This window comes from Rhabdaerophilum sp. SD176 (genome assembly GCF_030143245.1).
In the GTDB taxonomy this organism is placed as follows: Bacteria; Pseudomonadota; Alphaproteobacteria; order Rhizobiales; family Beijerinckiaceae; genus Rhabdaerophilum.
In genome coordinates this window covers 430,539-456,962 of record NZ_JARJNS010000001.1, presented here as the reverse complement: position 1 = coordinate 456,962, position 26,424 = coordinate 430,539, and the positions used below count along the sequence as shown (strand labels likewise).

Genomic DNA, 26,424 nt, shown 5'->3' with positions numbered 1-26,424 from the left:
AGGCGGGCGCCCGATTGCCCGCCAGGACCACAGGCAGGCGCCCTCCGGCGTCGCAACAGGAAAGCGAGCAGACCGTGCCCAGTTTTTCGAAAAGCCTCGAAAACGCCCTCCACCAGGCGCTCGGTCACGCTTCTGCGCGCCGGCACGAATTCGCCACGCTCGAGCACCTGCTGCTGGCGCTGATCGACGACGAGGATGCCGCCGCGGTGATGCGGGCCTGCAATGTCGATCTCGACGTCCTCCGCCTGACGGTGACGACCTATATCGACACCGAGCTGGAGGCGCTGGTGGTGCGGGACCGCGCCGATACCAAGCCGACAGCGGGCTTCCAGCGCGTGATCCAGCGCGCGGTGATCCATGTGCAATCCTCCGGGCGCGAGGAAGTGACCGGCGCGAATGTGCTGGTCGCGATCTTTGCCGAGCGCGAAAGCCATGCCGCCTATTTCCTGCAGGAGCAGGAGATGACCCGCTATGATGCGGTCAATTACATCTCGCATGGCATTGCCAAGCGCCCCGGCGCCTCGGAGAGCCGTGCCCCCCGCGGCGTGGAAGAAGAGCCCGAGGAGAGCCCGGACAATGGCAGCGCGGGCGCCGAGCGCGAGGGCGGCAAGAAGAAGGAAAGCGCACTTGCGGCTTATGCCGTCGACCTCAACAAGAAGGCGCGTACAGGCAAGATCGATCCGCTGATCGGCCGCGAATCCGAGGTCAACCGGACGATCCAGGTCCTGTGCCGCCGGCAGAAGAACAACCCGCTTTTCGTGGGAGATCCCGGCGTCGGCAAGACCGCGATCGCCGAGGGGCTCGCGCGGAAGATCGTCGATGGCGAGGTGCCCGATGTGCTGGCCGATGCCACGGTTTTTGCGCTCGATATGGGCACGCTGCTGGCCGGCACGCGCTATCGGGGTGATTTCGAGGAACGCCTGAAGCAGGTGATGAAGGAGATCGAGGCCCATCCCAAGGCCATTCTGTTCATCGACGAAATCCATACGGTGATCGGTGCCGGGGCGACGTCAGGCGGTTCGATGGACGCTTCGAACCTGCTCAAGCCGGCGCTCGCTGCCGGCACTTTGCGCTGTATCGGCTCCACCACCTACAAGGAATACCGCCAGTATTTCGAAAAGGACCGGGCGCTTGTCCGGCGCTTTCAGAAGATCGATGTCAACGAGCCGTCGATCCCCGATGCGATCGAGATCCTCAAGGGGCTCAAGCCCTATTTCGAGGAGTTCCACCGGCTGAGATACACCAACGAGGCGGTAAAGGGCGCGGTGGAGCTTTCTGCCCGGTATATCCATGACCGCAAGCTGCCGGACAAGGCGATCGACGTGATCGACGAGACCGGCGCCTCGCAGATGCTGCTGCCGGAGAGCCGCCGCAAGAAGACGATCGGCCTCAAGGAGATCGAGGCGACGATCGCCACCATGGCGCGGATCCCGCCAAAGACGGTCTCGAAGGACGATGCGGCCGTGCTGCAGAATCTCGAGACCACCCTGAAGCGCGTCGTGTACGGGCAGGAAAAGGCGATCGAGCAGCTGTCCAGCGCGATCAAGCTGGCCCGGGCCGGCCTGCGCGAGGCAGAGAAGCCGATCGGCTGCTATCTCTTCTCCGGGCCGACCGGCGTCGGCAAGACGGAAGTAGCCAAGCAGCTGGCCTCGGTGCTCGGCGTGAAACTGCTCCGGTTCGACATGTCCGAATATATGGAACGCCACACCGTCTCGCGGCTGATCGGCGCGCCTCCCGGCTATGTCGGCTTCGACCAGGGTGGCCTGCTGACCGATGGTGTCGACCAGAACCCCTATTGCGTGCTGCTGCTCGATGAAATCGAGAAGGCGCATCCCGACCTGTTCAACATCCTGTTGCAGGTGATGGATCACGGCAAGCTGACCGACCATAACGGCAAGGAAGTCCAGTTCCGCAACACGATCCTGATCATGACCACCAATGCCGGGGCCTCCGATATGGCGAAATCCGCCTTCGGCTTCACCCGCCAGCGGCGGGAAGGCGAGGATACGGAGGCGATCAACCGGCTGTTCACGCCGGAATTCCGCAACCGCCTCGATGCGACGGTCTCGTTCGGGAACCTGCCGCGCGAGGTGATTGCACAGGTGGTCGACAAGTTCGTTGCCGGGCTGGAAGCGCAGCTGGCGGATCGGCATGTCACCATCTCGCTGTCGGACGAGGCGCGGGACTGGCTGGTCGAGCATGGCTATGACGAGGCGATGGGCGCCCGCCCGATGGCACGGCTGATCCAGGCGACGATCAAGACGCCGCTCGCCGAGGAAGTGCTGTTCGGCAAGCTCAAGGGTGGCGGGGCGGTGCGCGTCATCGTCACCGAGAAGGAGGGCGAGAAGAAGCTCGGTCTCGAGTTTCCGGAAGGCCCGATCAAGCCGCGGCCGGAAGCGATTCCCGCCCAGCCGAAAGCCAAGACCCGCGCAAAGCCCAAGGCGCGCAAGGCCGCGCCGAAAGCCACCCGCGCGGCCCTGCCCAAGCCGCCGCCTGCGCCGCCGCTGCCCCCGCCCGCGCGGGACCCCGGCCCGCCGGATGCGCCGAAGGACGAGCCCTCGAAGCCGCGCCGTTCGCCGGTGCCGAAGCTTCCGCTGAAGAAATAGGACAAGCCGGGCGGGAGCCCGGCTTTTCTGTCTCGGGTGCGGGCTGTGCGTTGACAGGCGCCTGCGACAGATTGTCAAATCTTCCTGCCGTTGGCCCATGTCCGGCGAGGGAGGAACTCATGAAAAGACTGATTGCGGCATTTGCCCTTGCGGCTTCGCTGGTGGCTGCGCCGGCGGGCGCGCAGACCCTGCTGACCGAGAAGAAGACGTTCGAAATTCCGACTTTCATGACCCAGTCTGGCCGGGTGCTGAAAAATGTGAAGGTCGGCTGGGAGAGCTACGGCACGCTCTATGCGGACAAGTCCAATGCGATCCTGATCTGCCATTTCTTCTCCGGCAACAGCCATGCTGCCGGGAAATACAAGGAGAGCGACGCCGCCCCCGGCTATTGGGATGCGATCATCGGGCCGGGCAAGGCGATCGACACCAACAAGTATTTCGTGATTTCATCCGATACGCTGGTCAACCTCAATACGGGGGACCCGAATACGGTGACGACCGGGCCGGCGACGAACAATCCGGATACCGGCAAACCCTACGGCATGGATTTCCCGATCGTCACGATCCGCGATTTCATCGAGGTGCAGAAGCAGCTGGTCGACAGCCTCGGCATCAACCGTCTGCAGCTGGTGGCGGGCGCCTCGATGGGCGGCATCCAGACCTTCGAATGGGCCGCCACCTATCCGGATCGCGTGGCGCGGGCCATGCCGGTCATCTCCTTCGGCGAGGCGGATGCCAACCTGATCGCCTGGCTCGATATCTGGGCAGCGCCGATCCGCCTCGATCCGAACTGGAACAAGGGTGATTACTACGGCAAGACGCCGCCGAATAACGGGCTCGCCCAGTCGCTCAAGATCGTCACGCTGCACGCCAATCACTGGGACTGGGCGAACAAGACCTTCGGCCGCAAGCCGGCGAAGGAGGGCGAGAGCCCGGCGGCCGGCTTCGACAAGCGTTTCCAGATCGAGCAGGTTCTCGACAATGCCGGCGCCGCACGGGCCAAGGTCTCGGATGCGAACCATTTCCTCTATCTCGTCAAGGCCAACCAGCTTTTCGTGACAGGCGGCGGGACGCTCGACGAGGGGCTGAAGAAGATCAAGGCGCCGGTCCTGCTGGTGCATTCCCCGAAGGATCTCGTCTTCCCGTCCGGCGGCGTGGATGACACGGCCAATCGCCTCAGGCAGGCCGGCGTTGCGGTGACACAGCTCCAGCTGAAGGGCGATCGCGGCCATCTCGATGGCGTGGTTTCGATGAAGCAGGTCGAGACACAGATCCGCGATTTCCTCGCGAAGTAACGGCCCCGGATATTTTTCCGGCTCGACGGGAAGGGCGGCGAGGCTTAGCTTCGCCGCCATTCCACCATGGCCGACGATTCCTCCCCTCCCTTGAAGACTGCACGGCAGGCCGCTCTGGCCGGCGCGAAAGCCGCAGCCGGTCTGCCGAGCTTCATGCTGATGGCCTCGCTGATCGGGGTTGGCGGGCTGTGCCGTGATGTCGGCTATCCGATGGGCGCCGCCGTCGCCTCGACCTTGCTGGTCTGGGCCGGGCCGGCGCAGATGGTGCTGTTCGGCTCCATCGCCGCCGGCGTGGCGCTGCCGCTGATCGCCGTGGCGATCTGCGTCTCGTCCATCCGCTTCGTGCCGATGTGCATGTCGATCCTGCCGCTGATGCGCGAGCCGGCCGTCCCTGCGCGGGACGGGCAGCCGGCCCGGAAGGGCACGCCGACCTGGCTGTTGCTGATCCTTGCGCATTTCGTGGCAGTGACGGCCTGGGTCGAGGGGATGCGGCGGCTGCCCGGCATGCCCAAGCCGGAGCGCATTCCGTATTTTCTCGCCTTCGCCTCGACCGTGATGCTGGCAGCGGCCTTCTCGACCGGCGCCGGATATTACCTGATCGCCAAGCTTCCGCCCGCGCTGGCGGCCGGCTTGCTCTTCACCTCGCCGATCTATTTCACCGTCGCGCTGGCGGCCGGGGTGCGGCAGAGCGTCGACTGGCTGGCGCTGGTTCTGGGCTTTGGCGCCGCGCCGCTGGTGGCCCTGGTCGTGCCGGCGGGTTTCGACCTGATGGTCGGCGGGATCGGCATGGGTACGCTGGCCTATGCGATCCATCGCCTCCAGCGGGCGCGGCGCGACGGTGGGGCCGGCGCATGACCGCGACGCTTGCGGCCCTCGAACACTGGAGCGGCGGGCTCTGGCCCTATCTCGTGGTGATCCTGTTCGGCTTCCTGCCGAGCGAGATCTGGCGCTGGGCTTCGGTCTTCCTCGTCCGGGGCCTGTCGGAGGATGCGGAAATCCTCGTCTGGGTGCGGGCTGTGGCCACAGCCCTGCTGGCCGGTGTCGTGGCAAAGCTGCTGCTCGTTCCATCGGGCGCGCTGGCGGTTGTGCCGGTTTTCTGGCGCTGGGGAGCGCTCGGTGCCGGCATCCTCGCCTTTTTCGCTTTCCGCAAGTCGATGCTGGCCGGGGTCATTATCGGCGAGATCGTGCTGGTCAGCGCCGCCCTGCTGGCGACCGGCTGATCAAAGCGGAGCCGGGATCTGCAACAGCTTGCGCAGCGAACGGCCGTCGCGGTTGCGGATATCCGTGATCAGCCACGGGCCGGAGGCGCGGTCGAACAGGAATTCGACCTCGCCGGGTTGGCCTTTCTCGCGGAAGCGCAGGACAAGGCGGACACGCTGGTGGTCGATGCGCTGCGACCAGCCGGTCTCGGCCTGCTCCATCCTGTTTTCCGGGTTCCGCATCACCACGTCGCCATCGATATCAGCCCGGGCGAGGGCCCTGAGGAGCCGGTCGACCAACGGCAGGCTTGCCGGATCCGGTGGCGGGCCAAGCGTGTAGCGCCAGGCGATGAGCCGGACGATCTCGCGCGGTTCATCCCGCGGTTCCTGGGCCCCTGCCGGCGCGCCAAGCGCCATGAAGCCGGCCAGCAGGATGGCCTTGCGAGGGTTCACTGGCCGAGAACGGCCCGGATGCGCGCAGCCTGCTCCGCCAGCACGGCCATATCGCCGCGCGGTGCGGGATGGGGCGTCATGCGCTGGGCTTCCCAGCGCGGCAGGATGTGGAAATGCAGGTGGAAGACTTCCTGCCCGCCGGCGGCTTCCGAAAATTGCTGTAGCGTGATGCCCTCGGCCCCGAGCGCTTCCTTCGCCGCCAGCGCAATGCGTTGCACGCGGCGGATCAAGGCCGCGAGATCGTCCGGCGCAATGTCGAGCAGGTTGCGGGCGGGCACTTTCGGGATGACCAGCAGATGCCCGGGCGAACGGGGCATGATGTCCATGAAGGAGAGCACAGCCTCATCCTCGAAGACCTTGTGGCAGGGAATTTCCCCACGCAGGATCTTCGCGAAGATGTTGTCGGGATCATAAGGCATCGGCAGGTCCTGAAAGTTCCGGTGGCAAGGCAGGCGACATGAAAAGGGCGGCCGAAGCCGCCCCTGAGCCGGTCGTTCCGCCTTGCTTACCAATAGCGGCGGCGGCGGACGTAGTAAACGCGGCGGCGCGGCCGGACATAGACGACACGGCGGCGGACCGGGCGATAATAGACGACGCGGCGGCGAACCGGGCGGCGATAATAGTAATACTGGGTCTGCTCCGATTCCGGCAATTCGCTGTCCGGGGCCATATCCTGCAGGCCAGCCGGTTCGGCTTCCGGGAGGGCGCCTTCCGGGTTCAGGGCGGGGGCCGCTTCGGCGGCGGTCGGGGCCATCAGGGCGGTGGCTCCGGCGGCAACGACGGCGAAGCCGAACAGCGCCTTCAGGGCGCCACGGCGGTCAAGGCGGGATTTTTCGATCTGTTCCATGGTCTATCCTTCTCCTGCTCTTTCGCCGCCACCCGATGGCGAAGGTTGTCAGCATCGACATGTTCAGTCTGCGCCGATGAATGCAGGCTGACAATGCGCCGGTTCAATCAGGGTGAATGTGCGTGATCGCACATCGATCGATTTCCACAAGGAACAAAGGCTTTGGGAGCATCCGGTTTTCAACCCGGTCCCGTGCCCCGCCGGAAGGGCGTGAAGGCTTCCAGTTCGTCCTGGGCCTGATCGACATGGTGCCGTTCGCGGCGCAGGTAATCCGCCACCGCGCGGGCAAGGCCGGCATCGGCGAAACGATGGGCGGACCAGGTTTTGACCGGGCGATAGCCCCGCGCGAGCTTGTGTTCGCCCTGCGCGCCGGCCTCGACGCGGCGGAGGCCATGCGCGAGTGCGAAATCGATCGCCTGATAGTAGCAGAGTTCGAAATGCAGGAAGGGGTGATGCTCGATGGCGCCCCAGTTCCGGCCATAAAGCGTGTTGCCGCCGATGAAACTCAGCGCTCCGGCGATGTAGCGGCCGGCCCGTTTCGCCATGATCAGCAGGATGCGCTCGGGTATGGTTTCGTGGATCCGGCTGAAGAACGCCCGGGTGAGATAGGGCGTGCCCCATTTCCGGCTCCCGGTATCCATGTAGAAGGCGAAAAACGCGTCCCAATGGGCTTCTGTCAGTGACGGGCCCGTCAGCCAATCGACCGTGATGCCCTCGGCCAGTGCCTCGCGGCGCTCGCGCTTCAGGACCTTGCGTTTGCGCGAGGCGAGATCGGCGAGGAAATCGTCGAAGCTGGCATAACCGGCATTGAAGAAATGGAATTGCTGGTCCGATCGCAAAAGGTAGCCGGCCGCTTCGAAGCGGGCGCGGTCCGCCGGGGTGAGGAATGTCGCATGGATCGAGGATCCTTCGATCCGGCCGAGCAGCGTGTCGAGACCGGTCGCCAGCGCGGCGGTCACGGCTGCTTCCGGTGCGTCGGGCGCGAGCAGGATCTTGCGCGCGGTGGCCGGCGTGAAGGGCACCGAGATCTGGAGCTTGGGGTAATAGTGCCCGCCGGCGCGGTGATAGGCCTCTGCGAAGGCGTGGTCGAACACATATTCGCCGCGCGAATGCGCCTTGGCATAAAGCGGCATTGCGCCGACCGGGTGGCCTCCGGCGTCCCGGACGAGCAGGTGAAGCGGGGTCCAGCCCGTGCGGCCGCCGACCGAGCCGGATTCCTCCAGCGCGTTGAGAAAAGCGTGGGATATGAAAGGGTTATCCGGGTCTATCTCAGAGGCGGATTCCGGAAGTTCAGGCAGGGATTCCGCTTCTTCCGGTGATGAATCCGGCGCCTGCGACGCGGATTCAGCGGGCTCGCATTCCGATTCCACAGGCACTTCCGCGCCTGATTCCGCTGCGGCGTCCAAGGCTTTGGCCGCACAGGATTTTTCTGCTTTGCGCGGTCCAAGAGCCAGCCGGTCCCATTCGGTGGCCGGCACCTCGGACAGGCTGGTCAGCACCTCGATGGAAAGGCTGGGCGGCTTCGGTGTCATGCCTCTCCATGTAACGCCCGAACGCCCCGAACCAAGGGGCGCGGTTGCGTCAAGCCGGGGTAAATCCTTCGAAGACGATCTGGTCTACATGCGGGCGCAGGCGGTCCGCCGTTGCCTGGTCGCGCACCGTCCAGCTCATCAGCGGCAGGCCGAGCCCGAAGCGGCTGAGGAAGGGCGCGGCGCTGGGAATTGCGGCTTGGTTCCAGGACACGAAATCTGGCTCTGATTCCGGCAGATGCAGGAGATTGGCCAGCCGGAACTTTCCGGCTTCGTCGAGGCCAGCCTCGGGATCGTCATAGGAAGAGGTCGCGACAATGCCGAGCGGCACTTGCGCGCCGGCCTTGCGCAAGGCGACCAGCACGCCGGGATCGAAGGATTTCAGAACCGCCGGGCCGGCATAGCCCTGGAGGACGGCCAGAGCCGCCCGGGCCAGAGTATCATCACCGTTGAAGCGGCTCTTGACCTCGACAACCAGCGGCACCTTTCCGGCGACCAGTGCCAGCAGGGCCGCGAGAGACTCGATGCCGTGCTCGCCACGGCGGAACGGAATCGCTGCGAGTGCAGCTGCCGGCCGGGCATCGACCCGGCCGGTTTCGACGGTCAGCCGGTCGAGCGTGAAGTCATGGAAGACCACGGCCTCGCCATCCGCGCTGAGCTGGATGTCGCATTCAATGCCATAGCCGGCCTCGATCGCCGCAACGAAGGCTGCCCGCGTGTTTTCGAGCCGGCCGGCTGCCGCATCATGGAAACCACGATGGGCGATCGGGCGATCGAGAAAGCCAGCGGGAAGGGGCAAGGGCGTATACATCAGGCGATCTCGAACATGCCCTCGACCTCGACGGCGCAGTCGAGCGGAAGCACGGGCACGCCGATCGTCGAGCGGGCATGCTTGCCGGCTTCGCCAAGTGCCTCGACCATCAGGTCAGAGGCGCCGTTCATCACCTGCGGCAACGGGATGAAATCGGGCGTCGCCGCGATGAAGCCACCGAGACGGAGGCATCCGCGCAGGCGGTCCAGCGAGCCGAGCGCCGCCTTGGCCTGGGCGAGAACGTTGATCGCGCAGAACCGCGCCGCCTCCACGCCGGCTTCCATCGTCACCGCGCCGCCGAGCTTGCCCTTGTGACGCTCCGCGAGTTTCCCATCCGTGCCAAGGCAGACCTGGCCGGAAATGATCAACAACGAGCCGCTGATCCGCCAGGGCACATAATTTGCCACCGGCGGCACCGGGGCGGGCAGGACAATTCCAGCTTCGCGCAAGCGATTTTCAATATCGGACATGACAACCTCTGTCTGGATGGCGGGCGGCGCTGGCGAAAGCCGGCCGGACCGCATTCCGATTATCGCAAGCGGGCAGCGAAGGGCAGGGGGGCGATCACGCGGATGTGTGAATTCCCGCCGGATTTTCGCCATCTCCGAACGGTTCCCTCGTACCGGTAACAAAGCCGATGGCCAGGAATTTCCTTGATCGGAACCCGCCGCGGCCTCACCCTGACAGTGCTCGAGGGAGACTGGACTTGAAACGAATCATGCAGCGCCTTCTCGCCGCTACGCTTCTGGTGCCGCTGCTGGCGGCCGCGCCAGCATTCGCCCAGGGCGTGCCGCCCGGCGGCGTCCAGCTGCAGCCGCATCGCATTGCCTACGAGATCACCCTTGGCGGGCGGAGCGGATCGGCGCTCACCGCGGCTTCCGGGCTGATGGCCCTCGAATTCACCGGTAACCGCTGCGATGGCTTCGTCACGAATTTCCGGCAGGCGACGATACTGGCCGATTCGGACGGGCAGAGCCGGAACCTCGATTTCCGGGTCAATCTCTGGGAGGAGGGGGCTGGCAAGCGCTTCCGGTTCACCGTGAAGAACGATGTCAACGGCCGGACCACGCGCGATGCCGATGGCGAGGCCCAGCGGGTCCGGGACGGTTCGGTCTCGGTGGCGATGAAGAAGCCACGCGGCAAGAAGGGGGATTTTGACGGCAATATCCTGTTCCCCTCGGCCATGATGATCCAGCTGGTCGAGGCGGCCCTGAAGGGCGAGCGCCGCTACGAGGCGCGGCTCTTCGACGGTTCCGAGGGCGGCGAGAAGGTGTTCGAGACGGTGGCCTCGATCGGGCCGAAGCTCGAGGGCGACCGCAACCGGCGGCTGGAGCCCGCCTTGCAGGTTTCCAGCCTCGAGAAAGTGCCGCGCTGGCCGGTTTCCATGGCCTATTTCGATGGCGGCCCGGGGGATCGCGTGCCCGTCTATACGATGAAGAGCGTGACCTTCGCCAATGGCGTCGTCAGCGACCTCCTGTTCGAGTTCCCCGAATTCTCGCTCGCCGCCAAGGCCGTGCGCTACGAGCCGCTGCCGGAAGAAGCCTGCACGCGCTGAATTCCGCCATCAGCCCCGGAAATCGCCGGGGCCGGGCGCGGCTCCGGCCAACTGGCGTTGTGCCGTGGCGATCCATTCAGGGCGGACTTGACGGTTGGCGGCGAAGGCAAGAACCAGGCTCTCGTCCTGCCCAAGATAATCCAGAACAGAAGCGAGAAAGCCGGGATTGGCGGCGGCCTCGCGCAGGCGGGCCGGATCGATCCCTGTCAGCGCGAGGAAGCGGCCGAGCCGCTCCATGTCTTCGGCGAGGAAACCCAGCGCGTCGATGGCCAGGGCCTCCGCATCCGGTCCCTTGTTCTTCAGGCGCATCTTTCGGGTCTCCCTGTTGAAAGGCCGGCCAGCATCCGGTCGCGGAAAGTGACTTTAAACCATCTTTGCCGAAGGGGGGCACACCGGGGTAGCATCCCGGGCGGATTACAGATTGATTCAGGGTTGCTGGCTAGGGTGAACACGAATTGGGCAGCCCTGTTTTCGGGCGGCCGGGGATTTCGGGTTCAGGCGGTCGGGGATGAGCAAGAAAGTTCTGATCGTTGAGGATAATGACCTCAACATGAAGCTCTTCAACGATCTGCTTGAAGCGCATGGCTATGCGACGCTCAAGTCCAGGTCGGGCCTTGAAGGGCTTGAACTGGCGCGGACGCATCGCCCCGACCTCATCCTGATGGATATCCAGCTGCCGGAAGTGTCCGGCATCGATGTCATCAAACTCCTCAAGGAGGACGATGACATGCGGCCGATTCCCGTCATCGCGATCACGGCTTTTGCCATGAAGGGCGATGAGGAGCGGATCCGCGAATCGGGCTGCGAGGGATATCTTTCGAAGCCCATCTCGGTCGCGAAGTTCATCGAGACTGTGCGAAGCTTTATCGGGTAAGGGTTGAAATCGGCATGACCGCACGCGTCCTGATCGTCGACGATGTGTTCGCGAATATCCGCCTGCTCGAAGCGCGGCTGACGGCCGAGTACTTCACCGTGCTCACGGCCATGTCGGGCCCGCAGGCGCTGGATATCTGCGAGCGCGGCGAATGCGACGTCGTGCTGCTCGACGTGATGATGCCCGGCATGGACGGCTACGAGGTCTGCCGGCGGCTGAAATCCGCCCCGCAGACCGCGCATCTCCCCGTGATCATGGTCACCGCGCTGGACAGCCCCTCCGATCGCCTGACCGGGCTTCAGGCCGGCGCCGATGATTTCCTGACCAAGCCGATCAACGAACTCGCCCTGCTGACCCGCGTCCGCTCGCTGGTGCGGCTCAAGCACCTGACCGATGAGTTGCGTGCCCGCGCGGCCGGCACCCAGGGCCTCGGCCTGCCGGACCCGCTTTCGATGGCGGCGGCTGAAGACGGGCAGAACGGGCGCATCCTGCTGGTGGAAGACCGCGCGAATGCCGCTGACCGGATGAGCGCTGCGCTGAAGCAGCATCATGTCGTCGAGATCGAGGCCCATGCGCAGAACGTCCTCCAGCAGGTGCAGGAGGGCGGATATGATGTCGCGATCATCAGTCTCGGCCTCCACGAGGCCGATCCGCTGCGGCTGATCTCGCAGATCCGTTCGGACAATGGCTTGCGCAACCTGCCGATTCTCGTCCTCGCGGAAGCGATCAGCGATCCGCTGGTGACCCGGGCGATCGATATGGGCGTCAATGATTATCTGATCCGCCCGATCGACCGGAACGAGCTGATCGCCCGGGTGACGACGCAGATCCGCAAATGGCGCTATCAGGAGCGCCTGCGCGACAATCTTCGCGCTTCGATGGAACTTGCCATCGTCGATCCGCTGACGAAGCTGCATAATCGCCGCTTCCTTCATACGCAGCTCCAGAGCCTGCTGGCCGATGATACAGCCCGCGGGGCCGCGGTTTCCCTTCTGGTGCTCGACCTCGATCACTTCAAGTCGATCAATGACCAGCATGGCCATGATGTCGGCGACGAGGTGCTCCGTGAATGCGCGGAACGTCTGCGACAGGCAGTGCGCGGCATCGACATCGTTGCCCGGTTCGGCGGCGAGGAGTTTGTTGTCGCCATGCCCGATACCGAGCCTTTCGCCGCCCAGCGCGTGGCGGAACGCATCCGCCAGTCAATCGACAATCAACCCTTTTCCGTGGCGAACGGCACGAAGACGCTCCGCGTGACCGCCTCGATCGGTGTGGCCACGGCTGGAGCCTCGCTGCGCAGCGGGGATTCGCTGTTCAAGAACGCCGACAAAGCCATGTACGAAGCCAAGCGCGCCGGTCGGAACTGCGTGCGCATCGCTGCGTGACGGCAGACCGCAAGGCCTCTTGCTTCTCCCCGCGACTCGCTTAGCCTGAGGGTTCTGCCGCGCCTGCCTGCGTGGCACAGGAATCCCTCGCGGGATGTTCAGGTCCGCCGCATCTCCTGCGTCCCACGAGGTTCGGCCGGCTCAGAAGGGGAGTGAGTTGCCTCCTCGTCTTCCTTTCTGGGCCGGCCACCCTTCCGGAACCAAGCTTCCGGGGGTGCCTAGAAAAATCTCCCGAGAAATCGCCACGCCCGCTACCCGGCCCTGAACCGACGCCGGAAACGGAAACGCGGCTGAATTCCGGGCAACAAAAAAGGCGCCTTGCGGCGCCCTGGTCGTCAGGCGGTGGAAATCCACCTTACTTGATCTTGGTTTCCTTGAATTCCACGTGCTTCTTGGCAACCGGATCATACTTCTTGAAGGCCAGCTTTTCGGTGGCCGTGCGGGCATTCTTCTTCGTGACGTAAAAATAGCCCGTATCCGCCGTCGACAGCAGCTTGATCTTGATCGTGGTGGCCTTGGCCATGGGAACCTCCGGCGAGAACTGGGCCCTGTTGGCCCGCACATCGCGTGAAACGAATAGCCGGGCGAAGAGCCCAGCACCGGACGGTCGTATTGCGGAAAGCCGAGCCCAAGTCAAGCCCAAACGGTCGGGCTGGAGCCGAGAAAGTGCAGCGCGCTCATCGCGGGCCGCTGCGCATCCGTGCGAGGACCAGCAGGGCATAGAGCCCGAACATGGCCGTCATTGCCACCGGCAGGCCGAGACGGCCGAGATGGTCCATGCCCAGGCCGATCACCGGCGGGCCGATCATCAGCCCCACCGAATACAGAAGCACGAAGGCGGCATTGGCGGCCGCGAGATCAGCCCCCGAAAAACGCGCGCCGAGATGCGCAAGCCCGACGGTGTAGATCGCGCCGGAGGCCCCGCCGAGCAGGAAGAGCAGGAAAGAGAACGACCAGAAGCCCGGCGGCCCGAATGGCAAGGTCAGGGCGAGAAGGGCTGAACTCGTGGCGAGGATGAACAGCAGCACCCGCCGGTCCATCCGGTCGGACAGCCAGCCGAGCGGCATCTGCATCAGCACATTGCCGAGCGTGAAGGCGGAGAGGAGCAGGGCAGCATCCTGTTCCGGGTAGCCGAGCCGGACATTGTGGACCGGCAACTGGACAATGATTCCTGTTTCCGCCGCGCCGAAGATGAGGGCGCCGAACGTCGCGGTCGGCACGGCAATCACGAAGCGCAGGACGGAATGCGAGGCCGGCTGGTCGACGCGCGGCGTATTCTTTCCGGCGAGGAGCAGTGGGATCAGGCCGAGGGCGATCAGCAAAGCCGTGAGGGCATAGGGCGCAAAGCCGGTCGTGCCCGAGAGGGCGAGCAGCAGGGGGCCGCTGGCAAATCCGGCATAGAGCGCCGTGGCATAGATGCCCATGATCGTGCCGCGCCGGGCAGGATCGGCAGCGGCATTGATCCAGAATTCCGACAGCGTGAAGACCACGCCGATCGCGCAGCCCAGCAGGAAGCGCAGGGCCGTCCATGCCCAGACATCCTGCCAGAGCCAGAAGAGGATCATGCCGCCCGAAGCCGCGACCAGCGAGAGGCCGAGCGTCAGCGGGACGCCAAGCCGGCGGGCCGTGCGTGGAACGAGCGGGACGGCCAGCACGGTACCGAGCCCGGCGGCCGAGGCCGTCAGCCCGGCAATGGTGCTGGACAGGCCCCAGCGCTCCATTTCGAGCGAAAGGAGCGGGTTCGACAGCGCCAGCGACACGCCGACCAGCGTGACCAGCAGGATCGCCGCCGCGATGACGCGCGGTTGCTGGGACGGGGCGATTTCGGTCATGGCAGGCTCCGGCGGCGGGACGACACTGTGGCTTTCGCGAGGGCAGGAAGCAATCCTTGGTGAGCCTTGGTCAAAAGTCTCGGCATTTTCCGGGTTTGGACATACCCTCGCGAGGATGATTCGTATCCTGTCCTCCTCCTGGCATGGTTTTCCGTCGTTCCTGCGACGGTGCGGCGCAAAGCCGGGCCGGCTGTTGGCCGGCCTTGCGCTGGCGGCCTGTGCCTTCCTGCCGGAAGCTGCCCTTGCCCAGGCGAGCAACCCGGTCCTGTTCGGCAAAAGTGATTTCGAGATGGACTGGACCCTCCAGCCGGGCTCGAAAATGCTGCGTTTCCGCTATCACGGCGCGACGCAACGGCTGCGCATCGACATGCTGGATGGTTCCGAGCAGACCATGCATCGTGACCTCGCCAAGGGGCATATCGTGGTGCTGGTCGCCAACGGGACGAAAGGCGCCTTCGCGGGGAAAACGGCCCCGATCGGCGCCTTCCAGCCCGAGCAGATCGGCGAGATCCGGACGATTGTCGGCGAATCCTGCCGGGAATTCTCGGCCGGCGGCCAGACGCTCTGCGTGACAGCCGATGGCATCCCGGTCATGGTGGATTTCGGCAACGGGCAGGGCGTGGCCCAACGCCTCCTGCGCGAGACCCAGCCTGTCGCCCTGTTCGAGCTGCCGAAAGGGCTCAAGCCCAAGCCGCTGCCCGGCGGTGCCGAGGACAGCATCCCCAAGGGGTTGTTCTGAAGGCCCGTTGCCGGCCCGGATCAGTCGATCAGGTCACGCCGGAAGACGCGCTGTCGCTCATAGTAGAACGGAATCGCGTGCCGATGGCCGATCATGCCGGCGCGGATCTGCTCATCGAGATCGGTCAGGATCACGCGGGTGATTGCGGGAAGCGGCAGATCGGCCGTCTCGCGCAAAGTCAGCCAGGCGAGTTCGGTCAGTTCCGCCTCCGGTCCGACCCGCGTGCCGACATTGTGGCGGATCGCCCCCGAATCCACGACGAAGAAGCGGGTGTCGAACCGTTTCGGCCGCTTCGGCGGGGTGATCGCGCGGGCGAGATAGTGCACCGCGCTGAGATCCGGCAGGTGGCCGGTCGCGGCGAATTCCTGCCAGGGCCCGTCCGGCAAGGTGCGCGACAGGGCGCAGGGCAGGCCGATAACGAGGCCGGTTTCCTCGAAGGTCTCGCGGATCGCCGCCAGCGCGAGGCGCCGCGCCCGCTGCGCTGTGGCCCGCGGCGTGCGGGCAAGCAGGGCAGCCACGACCTCGTCGCGCAATTCACTTTCGACCGGGATCCGCGCATCCTGGCTTTCCATCCGGCCGCCGGGGAAGACGAACTTGTCCGGCATGAATTTGTGGTTGGGATGCCGCTTGCCCATGAGGACCCGCGGCTCCTTGCCGGTGCGGTCCACGATGATCAGCGTAGCGGCATCGACGGGCCGCACATTGGCCCAACGCCGGTCGCGGGCCTCGCCCGTCAGGCGGGCCAGCTTCTCGTCTTCGGAGAGGAGCGTTTCGGCGGACATGCGGGCAGGCTTCAGGGCTTGGCGGCCGTTCGGATCTCGTGGATGTCCCCCTCGGGGTCGAAGCCGTGCATCCGCAACGCCCATTGGTAGCCGACCAGTGCCCCCTTGACCGGCTGCATGATGAGCAGGGTCATGATGATGGTCAGGACCGGCCAGAGCACCATGTGCCACCACATCGGCCATTCAGCCGCACGCTCGAAGAACAGGTTCAGCCCGACGATGATATGGCCGACAATCGTGATGGTGATATAGGCCGGCATGTCATCCGCCCGGTGGCCATCCAGTTGCTCGCCGCAGGAATCGCAGGCCGGCGCAACCTTGAGGAAGCTGGCGAAGAGGTGGCCCTGCCCGCATTGCGGGCAAGTGCAGCGGAAGCCGCGGCCAATGGCCTGCTTCCAGTCCCGCTTTTCGAGCGCAGCCGCGCCCTTTGTGCCGTATTCCATTCAGTCCTCCACCCATCCGCGGCGATTGCGCCGACCGGACGGCTTGCTCATATCGGGTTTTGTGAATGCGTTTCGCCTTGAACCATGTTCCGCATTCTCGCGCAAGGCCGGCTTGGTGCTGCTCATCTTGCCATTTCGGCCCTTGCCGCGCGTGACCTTGACGTAGCGCCCCTCGCTCAGCATTTCAAAGCGCAGCGCGCCGGCCATGGGCTGGGCCTCGACCAGCCGGACATTGACGCTGTCGCCGAGGCGATAGCTTTCGCCTGTCCGCGCGCCGGTCAGGGCATGGGCGGCCTCATCATGGCGGAAGAAATCGTCGCCGAGGCTGCCGGCAGGGATGAAGCCATCGGCGCCTGTCTTGTCCAGTTTGACGAACAGCCCCGCCCGCGTCACGCCGGCAATACGGCCGCGGAAGCTCTCGCCGACGCGATCGACGAGGTAGAGCGCGATCAGCCGGTCGACCGTCTCGCGTTCGGCTGCCATGGCGCGGCGTTCGGCGGCCGAGATCTGCGCGCCGATTTCGCGCATGGCCTCGACGGTGATGTCGGGCAGGCCGTCCTTGCCAAAGCCGAGCGCGCGGATCAGCCCGCGATGGACGATCAGGTCCGAATAGCGGCGGATCGGGGAGGTAAAGTGCGCGTAGCGACGGAGGTTGAGGCCGAAATGGCCGATATTGTCGGGGCTGTATTCGGCCTGGGCCTGCGAACGCAGGATCACCTCGTTGCAGAGCGTGGCATTCGGGCCGTCCTTCACTCGCGCAAGGATGCGGTTGAACAGGTCCGGCCTCAGCGCGCCCTGCTTCGGCAGGGAGATGGCGATGCTCTCGAGGAAGGTGCGCAACCCCTGCATCTTCTCGAGGCTCGGGTTGTCATGGATCCGGTAGAGCAGCGGGATCCGCGCCTTTTCGAGGGTTTCCGCCGCGCAGACATTGGCGAGGATCATGAATTCCTCGATCAGGCGATGCGCATCCAGCCGCTGCGGTACGATCACATCGGCCACATGACCCTGCACGTCGAGCACGAGCTTGCGTTCCGGCAGATCGAGTTCGAGCGGCTCGCGGGCATCGCGGGCGATCTTGAGCGCCTCGTAGGCGCGCCAGAGCGGGGTCAGGACCGGCTTGATGAGCGGGCCGGTGATATCATCTAGCGTGCCGTCTATCGCGGTCTGGGCCTGCTGGTAGGCGAGCTTGGCAGCCGAGCGCATCAGCACGCGGTGGAAGGAATGGCCGCGCTTCTCGCCGCGCGCGCTGATCACCACCCGCAACCCGAGTGCCGCGCGGTTGACCAGCGGCTTGAGCGAGCAGAGATCATTCGAGATCCGCTCCGGCAGCATCGGCACCACGCGGTCCGGGAAATAGACAGAGTTGCCGCGGGTCAGCGCCTCGCGGTCCAGCGCGGAGCCGGGCCGGACGTAATGCGCCACATCGGCGATGGCGATATGCAGGATGAAACCGCCGAGATTGTCCGGATCGGGATCCGGCTCGGCATGAACGGCATCGTCATGGTCCTTCGCATCCGCCGGGTCGATGGTGATCAGCGGGATGGGGCGCCAATCCTCGCGGCCGGCAAGCGTGGCCTCCTCGGCCTGCTCCGCCTCGCGCAGGGCTGCTTCCGAAAAGACATGCGGGATTTCATGCGTGTGGATCGCGATCAGCGAGATGGCGCGCTCGCTTTTGGTCGATCCGAGCCGCTCGCGCACGCGGCCGGTCTTGAGCCCGAGCCGGTGGTCGCGACCGATTTCCACGGCGATCAGGTCGCCATCCTCGGCCTCGCCGGCCGACTGGCCGGGCGGGATCAGGATCTCGACGCCCTTGGCTTTCTTGTCGATCGGGATCAGGCGTCCGCCACCATCCTTGTCGGCGCGAAAAATTCCGACAGCACGCTTGGCCTGGTTGGACAGGACCTTGATCACCTTGCCGGTGTAATCCGGGCCATCCTCCTCGTCGGCGGGCTCGACGCGCATCAGCACGCGGTCGTTGATGCCCGGTGCCGGGCCCTGTTCGCGCGAACGGCGGGGCAGGGGCAGCACGATGCGGGGCGGCTCGCCGCGCGAGGGATCCCATTCGGCGGGAATCGCGATGAAGTCGCCGTCGACATCCCGGCCGATAATGTCCGCTACCACCACAGGCGGAAGCTGGCCAGCCGAATGCAGCGCGCCACGCTTGCGTTCCAGCGTGCCTTCGGCCTCCCATTCCTTCAGCAGGCGCTTGAGCATGATCTTGGCGGCGGGGTTCATCCCGAATTCGCGGGCGATTTCCCGTTTGCCGACCTTGGTTTTCGCCGAGGCAATGAAGGCGAGGATCTCCTCGCGGCTTGGAAAGGGCCGTGATTCCGGAGATTTCGGTTGCCGGCGGGGGGCCAGGGAGCGGGGCAAGCGCGACATGCCTCCTTCTCGCACAGCCCGCGCCCTATCGGAAGAGGAAGAGCAGCAGCGGCACGAGAATGGCTGTGACCAGCCCGTTCAGCGCCATGCCGAGGGCGGCATAGGCGCCGGCCTTCTCGTTGACCTGAAGCGCCCGCGCGGTGCCGATGCCATGGGCGGCGATCCCTACGGCGAAGCCGCGCGCGGCATAATCGCGGATCCGGAGCAGGTTCATCAGCGGCGTGACCATCACCGCCCCGAGAATGCCGGTGGCGATGACGAGGACGGCGGTGAGCGGCGGAGTGCCGCCGACCTGCTCGGCAATGCCCATGGCGATGGCGGCTGTCACCGATTTCGGCGCCAGCGAGGCAAGCGTGGCGCCGGACAGGCCGAGAAGCCGGGCCAGGATCAGCGTACTGCCGATACCCACCAGCGCGCCGATCCCGAGCGCGGCACCGATGGCCCGCCAATGCCGGGCGATCAGGGCACGGTTGCGCCAGATCGGAAGGGCCAGCGCCACGGTGGCCGGGCCGAGCAGCACATGGACGAAGCGCGCGCCCTCGAAATAGCGGGCATGGGAGGTGCCCGAGACCAGCAGGGCTGTGCCGACAAGCAGGATGGCGATCAGAACCGGGTTGGCCAAAGGATGGCGGCGCGTGGCGGCGGCGATCCGGTCGCCGACGAGATAGGCGGCGAGGGTGATCGCGAGGAAGAAGAGCGGCTGCTCGGCGAGATAGATCCAGAAGGCGGAAGGGTCGAGGCTGCGCAGGGTCATGCCGCGTCCCCGTCATCCCGCGTCAGAGCCCGGAAGACGAGGGCCGTCACCGTCATGGTGATGGCCGTGGAGAGGACCAGCACGATCACGATCAGCAGGCCCTCGCGGGCCAGGCGATCACCGAAGGCGATCAGGCCGACGCCGGCCGGCACGAAGAGCAGCGAGAGGTGCCGCAGGATCGCGTCGCCGGCGACGATCACCGGCTCGGGCATCCGCCCGCGCCAGAGCGCGAAGCCCGCCAGCAGCGCAAGTCCGATGACCGGGCCGGGGATCGGAAGGCGCGTCACCCCGGCGATCAGCTCGCCGGTGAATTGCAGGAAAATCAGGATCGTCAGGCCTTCGAGCATCGAATCGTCCCCCCGGCGCGGATTGTTTCACGCCCCGGCGGGGAGGGACAGGCCAGGGGAGTTTTCCCGCCCTGATGATGCGGTCAGGTCTCGGTGTTGCCCGAGCCCGTGCCCTTGCCCTTGGCCGAAGCCTTGGTCGGGGTCTTGCCTTTGGCCGGGGTCTTGCCTTTGGCCGGGGTCTTGCCGGTTGCCGCCTTTTTCTCGCCGGCTGCTTTGGGTGCCGATTTGGCGGCAGCCTTCGGCGCGGCCCGGGCCTTGCCGCGCGCCGGCTTCGCCACGCCGCCCGTCGCCTCGATCCGGGCCGCGATCAGGCCGAGGGCGGCCTCCATCGTGATCTCGTCCTTGTTGGCGGATTTGGGGATGGTGGCATTCACGCTGCCCCAGTTCACATAGGCCCCATAGCGGCCATCGCGGACGGAGATGTCGCCGCCATCCGGATGCTGGCCGATGATGCGGCCGGCATTTGCGGCATTCCTTCCGAAACGCCGCGCACCGCCGGCTTCCTTCGTGGCGATCAGATCGACGGCGCGGTTGATCCCCACGGTGAAGACATCGTCGAGGCCCTCGAGATTGGCGTAGGTCTTGCCGTGCTGGACATAGGGACCGTAGCGTCCGATCCCGGCCAGGATAACCTCGCCGCTCTCCGGGTGGCGGCCAACCTCGCGCGGCAGCGACAGGAGCGAGAGCGCCTTTTCAAGGTCGGTATCCTTGATCGTCATGCCCTTGGCGAGCGAGGCGCGCTTCGGCTTCTCGCCCTCGCCGAGCTGGACATACGGGCCGAAACGCCCGTCGCGGATCGTGACCTCGAGCCCCGAAGCCGGATCGGTCCCCAGCACCTGCGGGCCGGAAGCGCCGGCTTCGGCCTCGCCATCCTCGCCGTTCGGAACGGAAAGCGGACGGGTGAAGCGGCATTCGGGGTAGTTGGAACAGCCGATGAAGGGGCCGAGCTTGCCGAGTTTCAGCGAGAGCTGGCCGCTGCTGCATTTCGGGCAGATACGCGGATCGGTGCCATCGCCGCGATCGCGGAACAGCATCGGGCCGAGATGCTCGTTGAGCCCGTCGAGCACCGTCGCCGTGCGCTGCTCCTTGGCGCTCTCGATGGCGGCCTTGAAATCGCGCCAGAAATCCCGGAGCACGGAGCGCCAGTCCACTTCCGCATTCGAGATGCGGTCGAGATCATTCTCGAGATCGGCGGTGAAATCGTATTCGACATATTTCGCGAAGAAGCTCTCGAGGAAAGCCGTCACGATGCGGCCCTTGTCCTCGGGGACGAGGCGCTTCTTCTCGATCTTCACATATTCGCGATCGCGCAGGACAGCGAGCGTTGCGGCATAGGTCGAGGGCCGGCCGATCCCGAGTTCTTCCATGCGTTTGATGAGGCTGGCCTCGGAATAGCGCGGCGGCGGTTCGGTGAAATGCTGGGTCGCGTTCAGCGCCTTGCGCGCCAGGGCCTCGCCGCGGCTCATGGCCGGGAGGCGGCGGTTTTCCTCGTCTTCCTCGTCATCCGAGGTTTCGGTGTAGAGCGCAAGGAAGCCATCGAACAGGACGACCTGCCCGGTGGCGCGCAGCTCCAGCCGGCGCGGCCCGGCCTCGGCGAGGATATCCGCCGTGGTGCGTTCCAGCCGCGCGCTTTCCATCTGGCTGGCGATAGTCCGCTTCCAGATCAGCTCGTACAGGCGGAACTCGTCGTCCGAAAGGTAGGGCCGGACGGATTTCGGCACCCGGAACGCATCGGTCGGCCGGATGCATTCATGCGCTTCCTGCGCATTCTTCGCCTTGGTCGAATAGGCGCGGGGCGCTTCAGGCAGGTAATCCTTGTCGAAGGCCTTGCCGATGAAGGCCCGGACCTGCGCCCGGGCTTCCGGGGCGATATCGACGCCGTCGGTTCGCATATAGGTGATGAGGCCGGTGGTCTCGCCGCCGATATCTGCACCCTCATAGAGCTTCTGGGCGACCCGCATCGTGGTGGCCGGCGCAAAGCCAAGCTTGCGCGAGGCTTCCTGCTGCAGGGTCGAGGTGGTGAAGGGCGGGAACGGGTGCCGCTTGGCCGGCTTGGCTTCGAGCGCGGCCACGGTGAAGCGTGCTTCGGCCAGGGCCGCCTTGAAGGCCTCGGCCTCGGCGCCCGAGCCGATATCGAGCCGGTTGATCTTCTTCCCGTCGGCGCCGACCAGCCGCGCCTCGAATTCCTCGCCGCGCGGCGTCGCCAGCCGGGCGACAAGCGACCAGTATTCGCGGGTGACAAAGCGCTCGATCTCGGCCTCGCGGTCGCAGACCAGCCGCAACGCCACCGATTGCACCCGGCCGGCAGAGCGGGCGCCCGGCAGCTTGCGCCAAAGCACCGGCGAGAGCTGGAAACCCACGAGGTAATCCAATGCCCGGCGGGCGAGATAGGCATCGACCAAAGCCTGGTCGATCTGGCGCGGATTGGCCATTGCGGCGGCGACGGCATCCTTGGTGATGGCGTTGAAGGTAACGCGCTCGACCGGCTTGTCCTTCAGGACACGGCGGGCGCGCAGCGTTTCGAGCAGATGCCAGGAAATGGCCTCGCCCTCGCGATCCGGGTCGGTTGCGAGAATGACGCGGTCGGCATCCTTGACGGCGCTGGCGATGGCGGCAATCTGCTTCGCGCCGCGGCCATCCGCCTCCCAGATCATGGCGAAATCGTTGTCGGGATCCACCGAGCCATCCTTCGACGGCAGGTCACGGACATGACCATAGGAGGCGATGACCTCGTAGCCACGCCCGAGATATTTGTTGATCGTCTTCGCCTTTGACGGCGACTCGACAATGACGACCCGGTTTTCCATGGATGTCCCTTCCGAACGGCCGGGATAAGTGGCGGCGCGCGCCCCGTTTGTCAAATGGGGTTGTGGTCCGGCCCGGACAGGGAGGCGGCGATGCCCTGCCGGCACAGGTCCTGCCGCACGGGAAAGGCGCCCGCAGGCCTGCTGCCGCTTACTGTATGAACGATATCTAAATCTGTTTCGTCCAAACCTCGTCACGGCGTTCAAACCATGTCCGGTTAGTCTATGCTGAAAATCTTCTCACCTGCGGCGTCGACTCCAGCATCGTCAGTCATAATGAGCTGTTCGGTTTCAGCCGACAGGTCGCTGCTGGCGGCAGACGCAGCGTTTCACGCCGCTCTTTGCTTTCCCGGCGACACTCTGGCCGGCAAGCCGCTCGAGGCCCTGCTTGCCTCTCCCGAACAGATGATCACCTGGCAGGATGCATGCAGGGCTGCCGAAGCGGGAAAGCAGCAACCCTTCACGCTCGCCTTTCGGCGTCATGACGGGCGTTGCCTGTGGGTGAAAGGCGCCGTCGCGATCCGGGCTGGCCGTAAGCGTCGGCCGGAATTCGTCTTCTCGGGACTCGACATCAGCGCCGAGTGCGAGGACCATGCCGGACTCGTCAGCCTGAGAAAGGCGGTCGATCATCAGCGCATGACGATCCGGTTTGATTTCGACGGCAACCTTGTCGACGCCAATGACCGCTTTTTCGACACGATGGGATTTGCCCGCGAATCCGCTTCCGCTCTGAACCACCGTCAACTTTGCCATCCGGACAGGTTGGAGGGGCCCGACTACGCGGTGTTCTGGACGGATCTGCGGGGCGGCAAGATCATCAGCGGCCAGAACCGGTACAGGTCATCCAATGGCAGCGATATCTGGCTCGAGGCCAGCTATCAGCCTGCCTATGATGCGCTCGGCCAGCGTATTGGCATTCTTTGCATGGCGGCGGATGTCACCGGAAATATCCGCGCCAAAAACCGGCGCATGGGGCTCTGGGATGCCGTGCATGACAGCGTCCTGCATATCGGCGAATCCCTGGCCAGTACCAGCGCCCAGGCAACATCCGGCGCCGAGAATATTGCACTGGCTTCGGCCAATCTGAGCGCGATCGCGGCTTCGTCATCGGAACTGAAATCGTCGATCGACGAGATCGGGCAGCAGGTGCTGAAATCCGTCACGGTGAGTTCGGGGGCGGTCGAGAAATCCCGGAACGCGATCTCGATCATGCAGGCACTGCTCGAGGATGCTGACCGGATTGCCGGTGTCGTGAACCTGATCGAGCAGATTGCGCGTCAGACAAACCTTCTCGCCCTGAATGCCACGATCGAGGCGGCCCGCGCCGGCGAAGCGGGCAAGGGCTTTGCTGTCGTGGCTTCCGAGGTCAAGGCGCTTGCCGGGCAGACCGCGGTGGCAACCCGGGAGATCCATAACCATATTGTGGCGGTCCAGGCCTCGAGCCAGCTTGCGCAGGACGCCATCGAGGGTGTCGCGGGGACGATTGCCGACATGAGCGGCTTCACGATCAGTATTTCAGCCGCGGTGGAAGAGCAGGCCGCGGTGACGGCAGATATGTCGTCCCGGATGCAGGATGCGGCCCTGGGTGTCGAGATGATTGCCAGCATTGTCGACGATGTCGCGCGCCTGACCCGTGATGCCGATCACGGAATCCAGCGCATTGCCGATGCCGTGGCGCGCGCGGCCTGATCGCGGAGATTGTCCGGACGCCCCGGCTTCGGTAAGCCTCGACCTTTTTCGGGGGAGGCTTCCATGCCGGTCAAGGACGGGATCAGGCGCCGGACGGCGCGCCATATCCGGGAGAGCAAGGGCGGCACGCCGCTTGTCATGGTCACGGCGTATGAGGCCGGCATGGCACGGCTGGTCGATGCCCATGCCGATATGCTGCTCGTCGGCGACAGTGTCGGCATGGTCCATCACGGCCTGCCTTCCACCGTGCCGGTCACGCTCGACATGATGATCCTGCATGGCGCGGCGGTGGTCCGTGGTTCGCGCCAGGCGCTGGTGGTGGTCGACATGCCTTTCGGGACCTACGAGGAAAGCCCGGAACAGGCCTTCCGCAACGCCGCCCGCATCCTTCAGGAGACCGGCGCCGGCGCGGTGAAGCTCGAGGGCGGGGTGCGGATGGCCGCGACGATCGCCTTTCTGGGCGAGCGCGGCATCCCCGTCATGGCCCATGTCGGCATGACGCCGCAGGCGATCCATGTCCTCGGCAGTTTCCGTGCGGTCGGCCGGTCGGAGGGCGAGCGGGCGAAAATCCTCGCCGATGCCGAGGCCGTTGCGGCGGCCGGCGCCTTCGCCATCGTCATCGAGGCGGTGGAAGAACCGCTCGCGGCGGAGATCACGCAAAAGGTTGCGGTGCCGACAATCGGGATCGGCGCCTCGGCGGCCTGTGACGGGCAGGTGCTGGTGCTCGACGACATGCTTGGCCTGACCGAGCGCCCGCCGCGATTCGTCAAGCGTTATGCGGAACTGGGGGCGGCGGTCGATGCCGCCATGGCCGCCTATGCGGCGGAGGTGCGCGAACGGCGCTTTCCAGCACCGGAACACACCTATCCGCGCAAGGATTGACGAGGATAACCGGAAGCTGCGCTTGCGGGGAGGCAGGCAAGCTTCTATGCCGGATTCTTACCATGAGCGCATCGGCATTCGTCTTCCCGCATCGTCACCTCCTCGGGATCGAGGGTCTGTCGCGGCCCGATATCGAGGGGCTGCTCAACCTCGCCGAGGAAGAGGTCGAGATCTCGCGTCAGGTCGAGAAAAAGAAGTCCTCGCTCCGCGGCCGGACGCAGATCAACCTGTTCTTCGAGGCCTCGACGCGCACGCAATCCTCGTTCGAACTGGCCGGCAAGCGGCTCGGCGCCGATGTGATGAACATGTCGGTGGCGAATTCCTCGGTGAAGAAGGGCGAGACGCTGATCGACACGGCGATGACGCTCAATGCGATGCGGCCGGACATCATCATCGTCCGCCATCATTCCGCAGGGGCGGTACATCTGCTGGCGCGGAAGGTGGATTGCTCGGTCGTCAATGCCGGCGACGGCGCCCATGAGCACCCGACCCAGGCGTTGCTTGACGCGCTGACCATCCGCCGCAACAAGGGGCGGATCGAGGGGCTCGTCGTGGCGATCTGCGGCGATATCGCCCATAGCCGGGTGGCCCGGTCGAACATCATCTGCCTGCAGGCGCTCGGCGCGCGCGTCCGGCTCTGCGGCCCGCCGACCCTGCTGCCCATGGGTGTCGAGCGCTACGGTGTCGAGGTCTTCACCGATATGCGCAAGGCGCTGGAAGGCGCGGATATCGTCATGATGCTGCGGCTGCAGCGGGAGCGCATGAACGGCTCCTATGTGCCCAGCGTGCAGGAATATTTCCACTATTACGGCCTCGACCGCGAGAAGCTCGCCTATGCGAAGCCGGATGCGCTCGTCATGCATCCCGGGCCGATGAATCGCGGCGTCGAGATCGCCTCGGATGTCGCCGATGGTGCGCAAAGCCTGATCCGCGAGCAGGTGGAGATGGGCGTCGCCGTCCGCATGGCGGTGCTGGAGGCGCTGGCGCGGCGGTTGCCCAATGAGTGATTTCATCGGCTATCTTTTCGAATTGATCCTGATGGCGCGCTGGCCGCGCCGGATCCTGCTCGGCGGCTTGCTGGTGATCGTTGTCATGATGGGTGGGCTGACGAGCCAGAAGGGCTGGATCTCGATCGGGGTGATCGGCGGGCTGCTGCTCTTCCTCGAGGTTCTTGACGTCTTCCTCGCGCGCTCCCGGGCCTCGCGGAAGCGCTGAC

General features: G+C 65.4%; 27 protein-coding genes. 12 read left to right on the top strand and 15 right to left on the bottom strand.

All coding sequences use genetic code 11. The annotated features are described in order from the left end of the window. The first annotated feature begins 74 nt into the window (after positions 1-74). The 4 genes from clpA (at position 75) to P0652_RS02145 (ending at position 5,121) form a co-directional block, all read left to right on the top strand. Positions 75-2,606, top strand: coding sequence for an ATP-dependent Clp protease ATP-binding subunit ClpA (gene clpA / locus P0652_RS02160; protein WP_284177105.1), 2,532 nt, complete (start codon positions 75-77; stop codon positions 2,604-2,606). A 119-nt stretch (positions 2,607-2,725) separates the two neighbouring features. Next, complete coding sequence (locus P0652_RS02155) at positions 2,726-3,901, top strand: E22 family MetX-like putative esterase (RefSeq protein WP_284177104.1); 1,176 nt, start codon at positions 2,726-2,728, stop codon at positions 3,899-3,901. A gap of 90 nt (positions 3,902-3,991) precedes the next feature. Continuing rightward, entirely contained in the window at positions 3,992-4,756 is a 765-nt protein-coding gene (locus P0652_RS02150; protein WP_284177103.1) for an AzlC family ABC transporter permease, read from the top strand. Next, positions 4,753-5,121, top strand: a complete 369-nt coding sequence (locus P0652_RS02145) for an AzlD domain-containing protein (RefSeq protein ID WP_284177102.1) — start codon at positions 4,753-4,755, stop codon at positions 5,119-5,121. Before P0652_RS02150 ends, P0652_RS02145 begins: the two co-directional genes overlap by 4 nt. Here P0652_RS02145 and P0652_RS02140 read toward each other — a convergent pair whose 3' ends face one another. The 6 genes from P0652_RS02140 to P0652_RS02115 all read right to left on the bottom strand — a co-directional run bounded on the left by P0652_RS02140 (position 5,122) and on the right by P0652_RS02115 (position 9,210). After that, positions 5,122-5,553: a hypothetical protein gene (locus tag P0652_RS02140; RefSeq protein ID WP_284177101.1), complete on the bottom strand. Its 432-nt coding sequence runs from the start codon at positions 5,551-5,553 to the stop codon at positions 5,122-5,124. Further along, complete coding sequence (locus P0652_RS02135; protein ID WP_284177100.1) at positions 5,550-5,972, bottom strand: HIT family protein; 423 nt, start codon at positions 5,970-5,972, stop codon at positions 5,550-5,552. The genes P0652_RS02140 and P0652_RS02135 overlap by 4 nt, the downstream gene beginning before the upstream one ends. 86 nt (positions 5,973-6,058) lie before the next feature. Further along, positions 6,059-6,400: a hypothetical protein gene (locus P0652_RS02130; RefSeq protein ID WP_284177099.1), complete on the bottom strand. Its 342-nt coding sequence runs from the start codon at positions 6,398-6,400 to the stop codon at positions 6,059-6,061. Positions 6,401-6,579: 179 nt separating this feature from the next. Further along, on the bottom strand, positions 6,580-7,932 hold the full coding sequence (locus tag P0652_RS02125) for a GNAT family N-acetyltransferase (protein WP_284177098.1): 1,353 nt from the start codon (positions 7,930-7,932) through the stop codon (positions 6,580-6,582). Positions 7,933-7,981: 49 nt separating this feature from the next. Then, positions 7,982-8,740: a glycerophosphodiester phosphodiesterase family protein gene (locus tag P0652_RS02120; protein WP_284177097.1), complete on the bottom strand. Its 759-nt coding sequence runs from the start codon at positions 8,738-8,740 to the stop codon at positions 7,982-7,984. Further along, positions 8,740-9,210, bottom strand: a complete 471-nt coding sequence (locus P0652_RS02115) for a RidA family protein (RefSeq protein WP_284177096.1) — start codon at positions 9,208-9,210, stop codon at positions 8,740-8,742. Before P0652_RS02115 ends, P0652_RS02120 begins: the two co-directional genes overlap by 1 nt. Positions 9,211-9,458: 248 nt before the next feature. Here P0652_RS02115 and P0652_RS02110 point away from each other — a divergent pair, with 248 nt between their 5' ends. Continuing rightward, positions 9,459-10,295 (top strand): EipB family protein, encoded by an 837-nt coding sequence (locus tag P0652_RS02110; protein ID WP_284177095.1) that lies wholly within the window; start codon positions 9,459-9,461, stop codon positions 10,293-10,295. A gap of 9 nt (positions 10,296-10,304) precedes the next feature. On the opposite strand, the gene P0652_RS02105 is transcribed toward P0652_RS02110, so the two are convergent. Further along, positions 10,305-10,604, bottom strand: a complete 300-nt coding sequence (locus tag P0652_RS02105) for a DUF3572 domain-containing protein (RefSeq protein WP_284177094.1) — start codon at positions 10,602-10,604, stop codon at positions 10,305-10,307. Positions 10,605-10,803: 199 nt separating this feature from the next. On the opposite strand from P0652_RS02105, the gene P0652_RS02100 reads away from it, so the two are divergent. Then, positions 10,804-11,169 carry a response regulator gene (locus tag P0652_RS02100; RefSeq protein WP_284177093.1) on the top strand — a complete coding sequence of 122 codons (366 nt, stop codon included), beginning with the start codon at positions 10,804-10,806 and terminating at the stop codon, positions 11,167-11,169. A 14-nt stretch (positions 11,170-11,183) separates the two neighbouring features. Further along, positions 11,184-12,554 carry a PleD family two-component system response regulator gene (locus P0652_RS02095; RefSeq protein ID WP_284177092.1) on the top strand — a complete coding sequence of 457 codons (1,371 nt, stop codon included), beginning with the start codon at positions 11,184-11,186 and terminating at the stop codon, positions 12,552-12,554. Between the two features lie 355 nt (positions 12,555-12,909). On the opposite strand, the gene rpmG is transcribed toward P0652_RS02095, so the two are convergent. Further along, positions 12,910-13,077, bottom strand: a complete 168-nt coding sequence (gene rpmG / locus P0652_RS02090; protein ID WP_284177091.1) for a 50S ribosomal protein L33 — start codon at positions 13,075-13,077, stop codon at positions 12,910-12,912. Between the two features lie 154 nt (positions 13,078-13,231). After that, on the bottom strand, positions 13,232-14,386 hold the full coding sequence (locus P0652_RS02085; RefSeq protein ID WP_284177090.1) for an MFS transporter: 1,155 nt from the start codon (positions 14,384-14,386) through the stop codon (positions 13,232-13,234). A gap of 115 nt (positions 14,387-14,501) precedes the next feature. Here P0652_RS02085 and P0652_RS02080 point away from each other — a divergent pair, with 115 nt between their 5' ends. Beyond that, positions 14,502-15,125, top strand: coding sequence for a hypothetical protein (locus P0652_RS02080; protein ID WP_284177089.1), 624 nt, complete (start codon positions 14,502-14,504; stop codon positions 15,123-15,125). Positions 15,126-15,145: 20 nt separating this feature from the next. Here the strand turns inward: P0652_RS02080 and P0652_RS02075 are convergent, their stop codons facing one another. The 6 genes from P0652_RS02075 to topA all read right to left on the bottom strand — a co-directional run bounded on the left by P0652_RS02075 (position 15,146) and on the right by topA (position 22,640). Beyond that, on the bottom strand, positions 15,146-15,907 hold the full coding sequence (locus P0652_RS02075) for an NUDIX hydrolase (protein WP_284177088.1): 762 nt from the start codon (positions 15,905-15,907) through the stop codon (positions 15,146-15,148). Between the two features lie 11 nt (positions 15,908-15,918). Continuing rightward, complete coding sequence (locus P0652_RS02070; RefSeq protein WP_284177087.1) at positions 15,919-16,350, bottom strand: DUF983 domain-containing protein; 432 nt, start codon at positions 16,348-16,350, stop codon at positions 15,919-15,921. Then, positions 16,351-18,732 carry a ribonuclease R gene (gene rnr / locus P0652_RS02065; protein WP_284177086.1) on the bottom strand — a complete coding sequence of 794 codons (2,382 nt, stop codon included), beginning with the start codon at positions 18,730-18,732 and terminating at the stop codon, positions 16,351-16,353. It lies immediately after the preceding gene. Between the two features lie 25 nt (positions 18,733-18,757). Beyond that, the gene (locus P0652_RS02060) at positions 18,758-19,486 is read right to left on the bottom strand and encodes an LrgB family protein (protein ID WP_284177085.1); all 729 of its coding nucleotides are present in this window, start codon (positions 19,484-19,486) and stop codon (positions 18,758-18,760) included. Continuing rightward, positions 19,483-19,833: a CidA/LrgA family protein gene (locus P0652_RS02055; RefSeq protein ID WP_284177084.1), complete on the bottom strand. Its 351-nt coding sequence runs from the start codon at positions 19,831-19,833 to the stop codon at positions 19,483-19,485. The genes P0652_RS02060 and P0652_RS02055 overlap by 4 nt, the downstream gene beginning before the upstream one ends. Before the next feature lie 83 nt (positions 19,834-19,916). Continuing rightward, entirely contained in the window at positions 19,917-22,640 is a 2,724-nt protein-coding gene (topA, locus tag P0652_RS02050; RefSeq protein ID WP_284177083.1) for a type I DNA topoisomerase, read from the bottom strand. Positions 22,641-22,913: 273 nt separating this feature from the next. On the opposite strand from topA, the gene P0652_RS02045 reads away from it, so the two are divergent. The 4 genes from P0652_RS02045 (at position 22,914) to P0652_RS02030 (ending at position 26,423) form a co-directional block, all read left to right on the top strand. Continuing rightward, on the top strand, positions 22,914-24,326 hold the full coding sequence (locus tag P0652_RS02045) for a methyl-accepting chemotaxis protein (RefSeq protein WP_284177082.1): 1,413 nt from the start codon (positions 22,914-22,916) through the stop codon (positions 24,324-24,326). 63 nt (positions 24,327-24,389) lie between these two features. Further along, positions 24,390-25,208: a 3-methyl-2-oxobutanoate hydroxymethyltransferase gene (gene panB, locus P0652_RS02040; RefSeq protein ID WP_284177081.1), complete on the top strand. Its 819-nt coding sequence runs from the start codon at positions 24,390-24,392 to the stop codon at positions 25,206-25,208. A gap of 62 nt (positions 25,209-25,270) precedes the next feature. Further along, positions 25,271-26,215: an aspartate carbamoyltransferase catalytic subunit gene (locus tag P0652_RS02035; protein ID WP_284177080.1), complete on the top strand. Its 945-nt coding sequence runs from the start codon at positions 25,271-25,273 to the stop codon at positions 26,213-26,215. Then, positions 26,208-26,423, top strand: coding sequence for a hypothetical protein (locus P0652_RS02030; RefSeq protein WP_284177079.1), 216 nt, complete (start codon positions 26,208-26,210; stop codon positions 26,421-26,423). Before P0652_RS02035 ends, P0652_RS02030 begins: the two co-directional genes overlap by 8 nt. The last annotated feature ends 1 nt before the right edge of the window (position 26,424 follow it).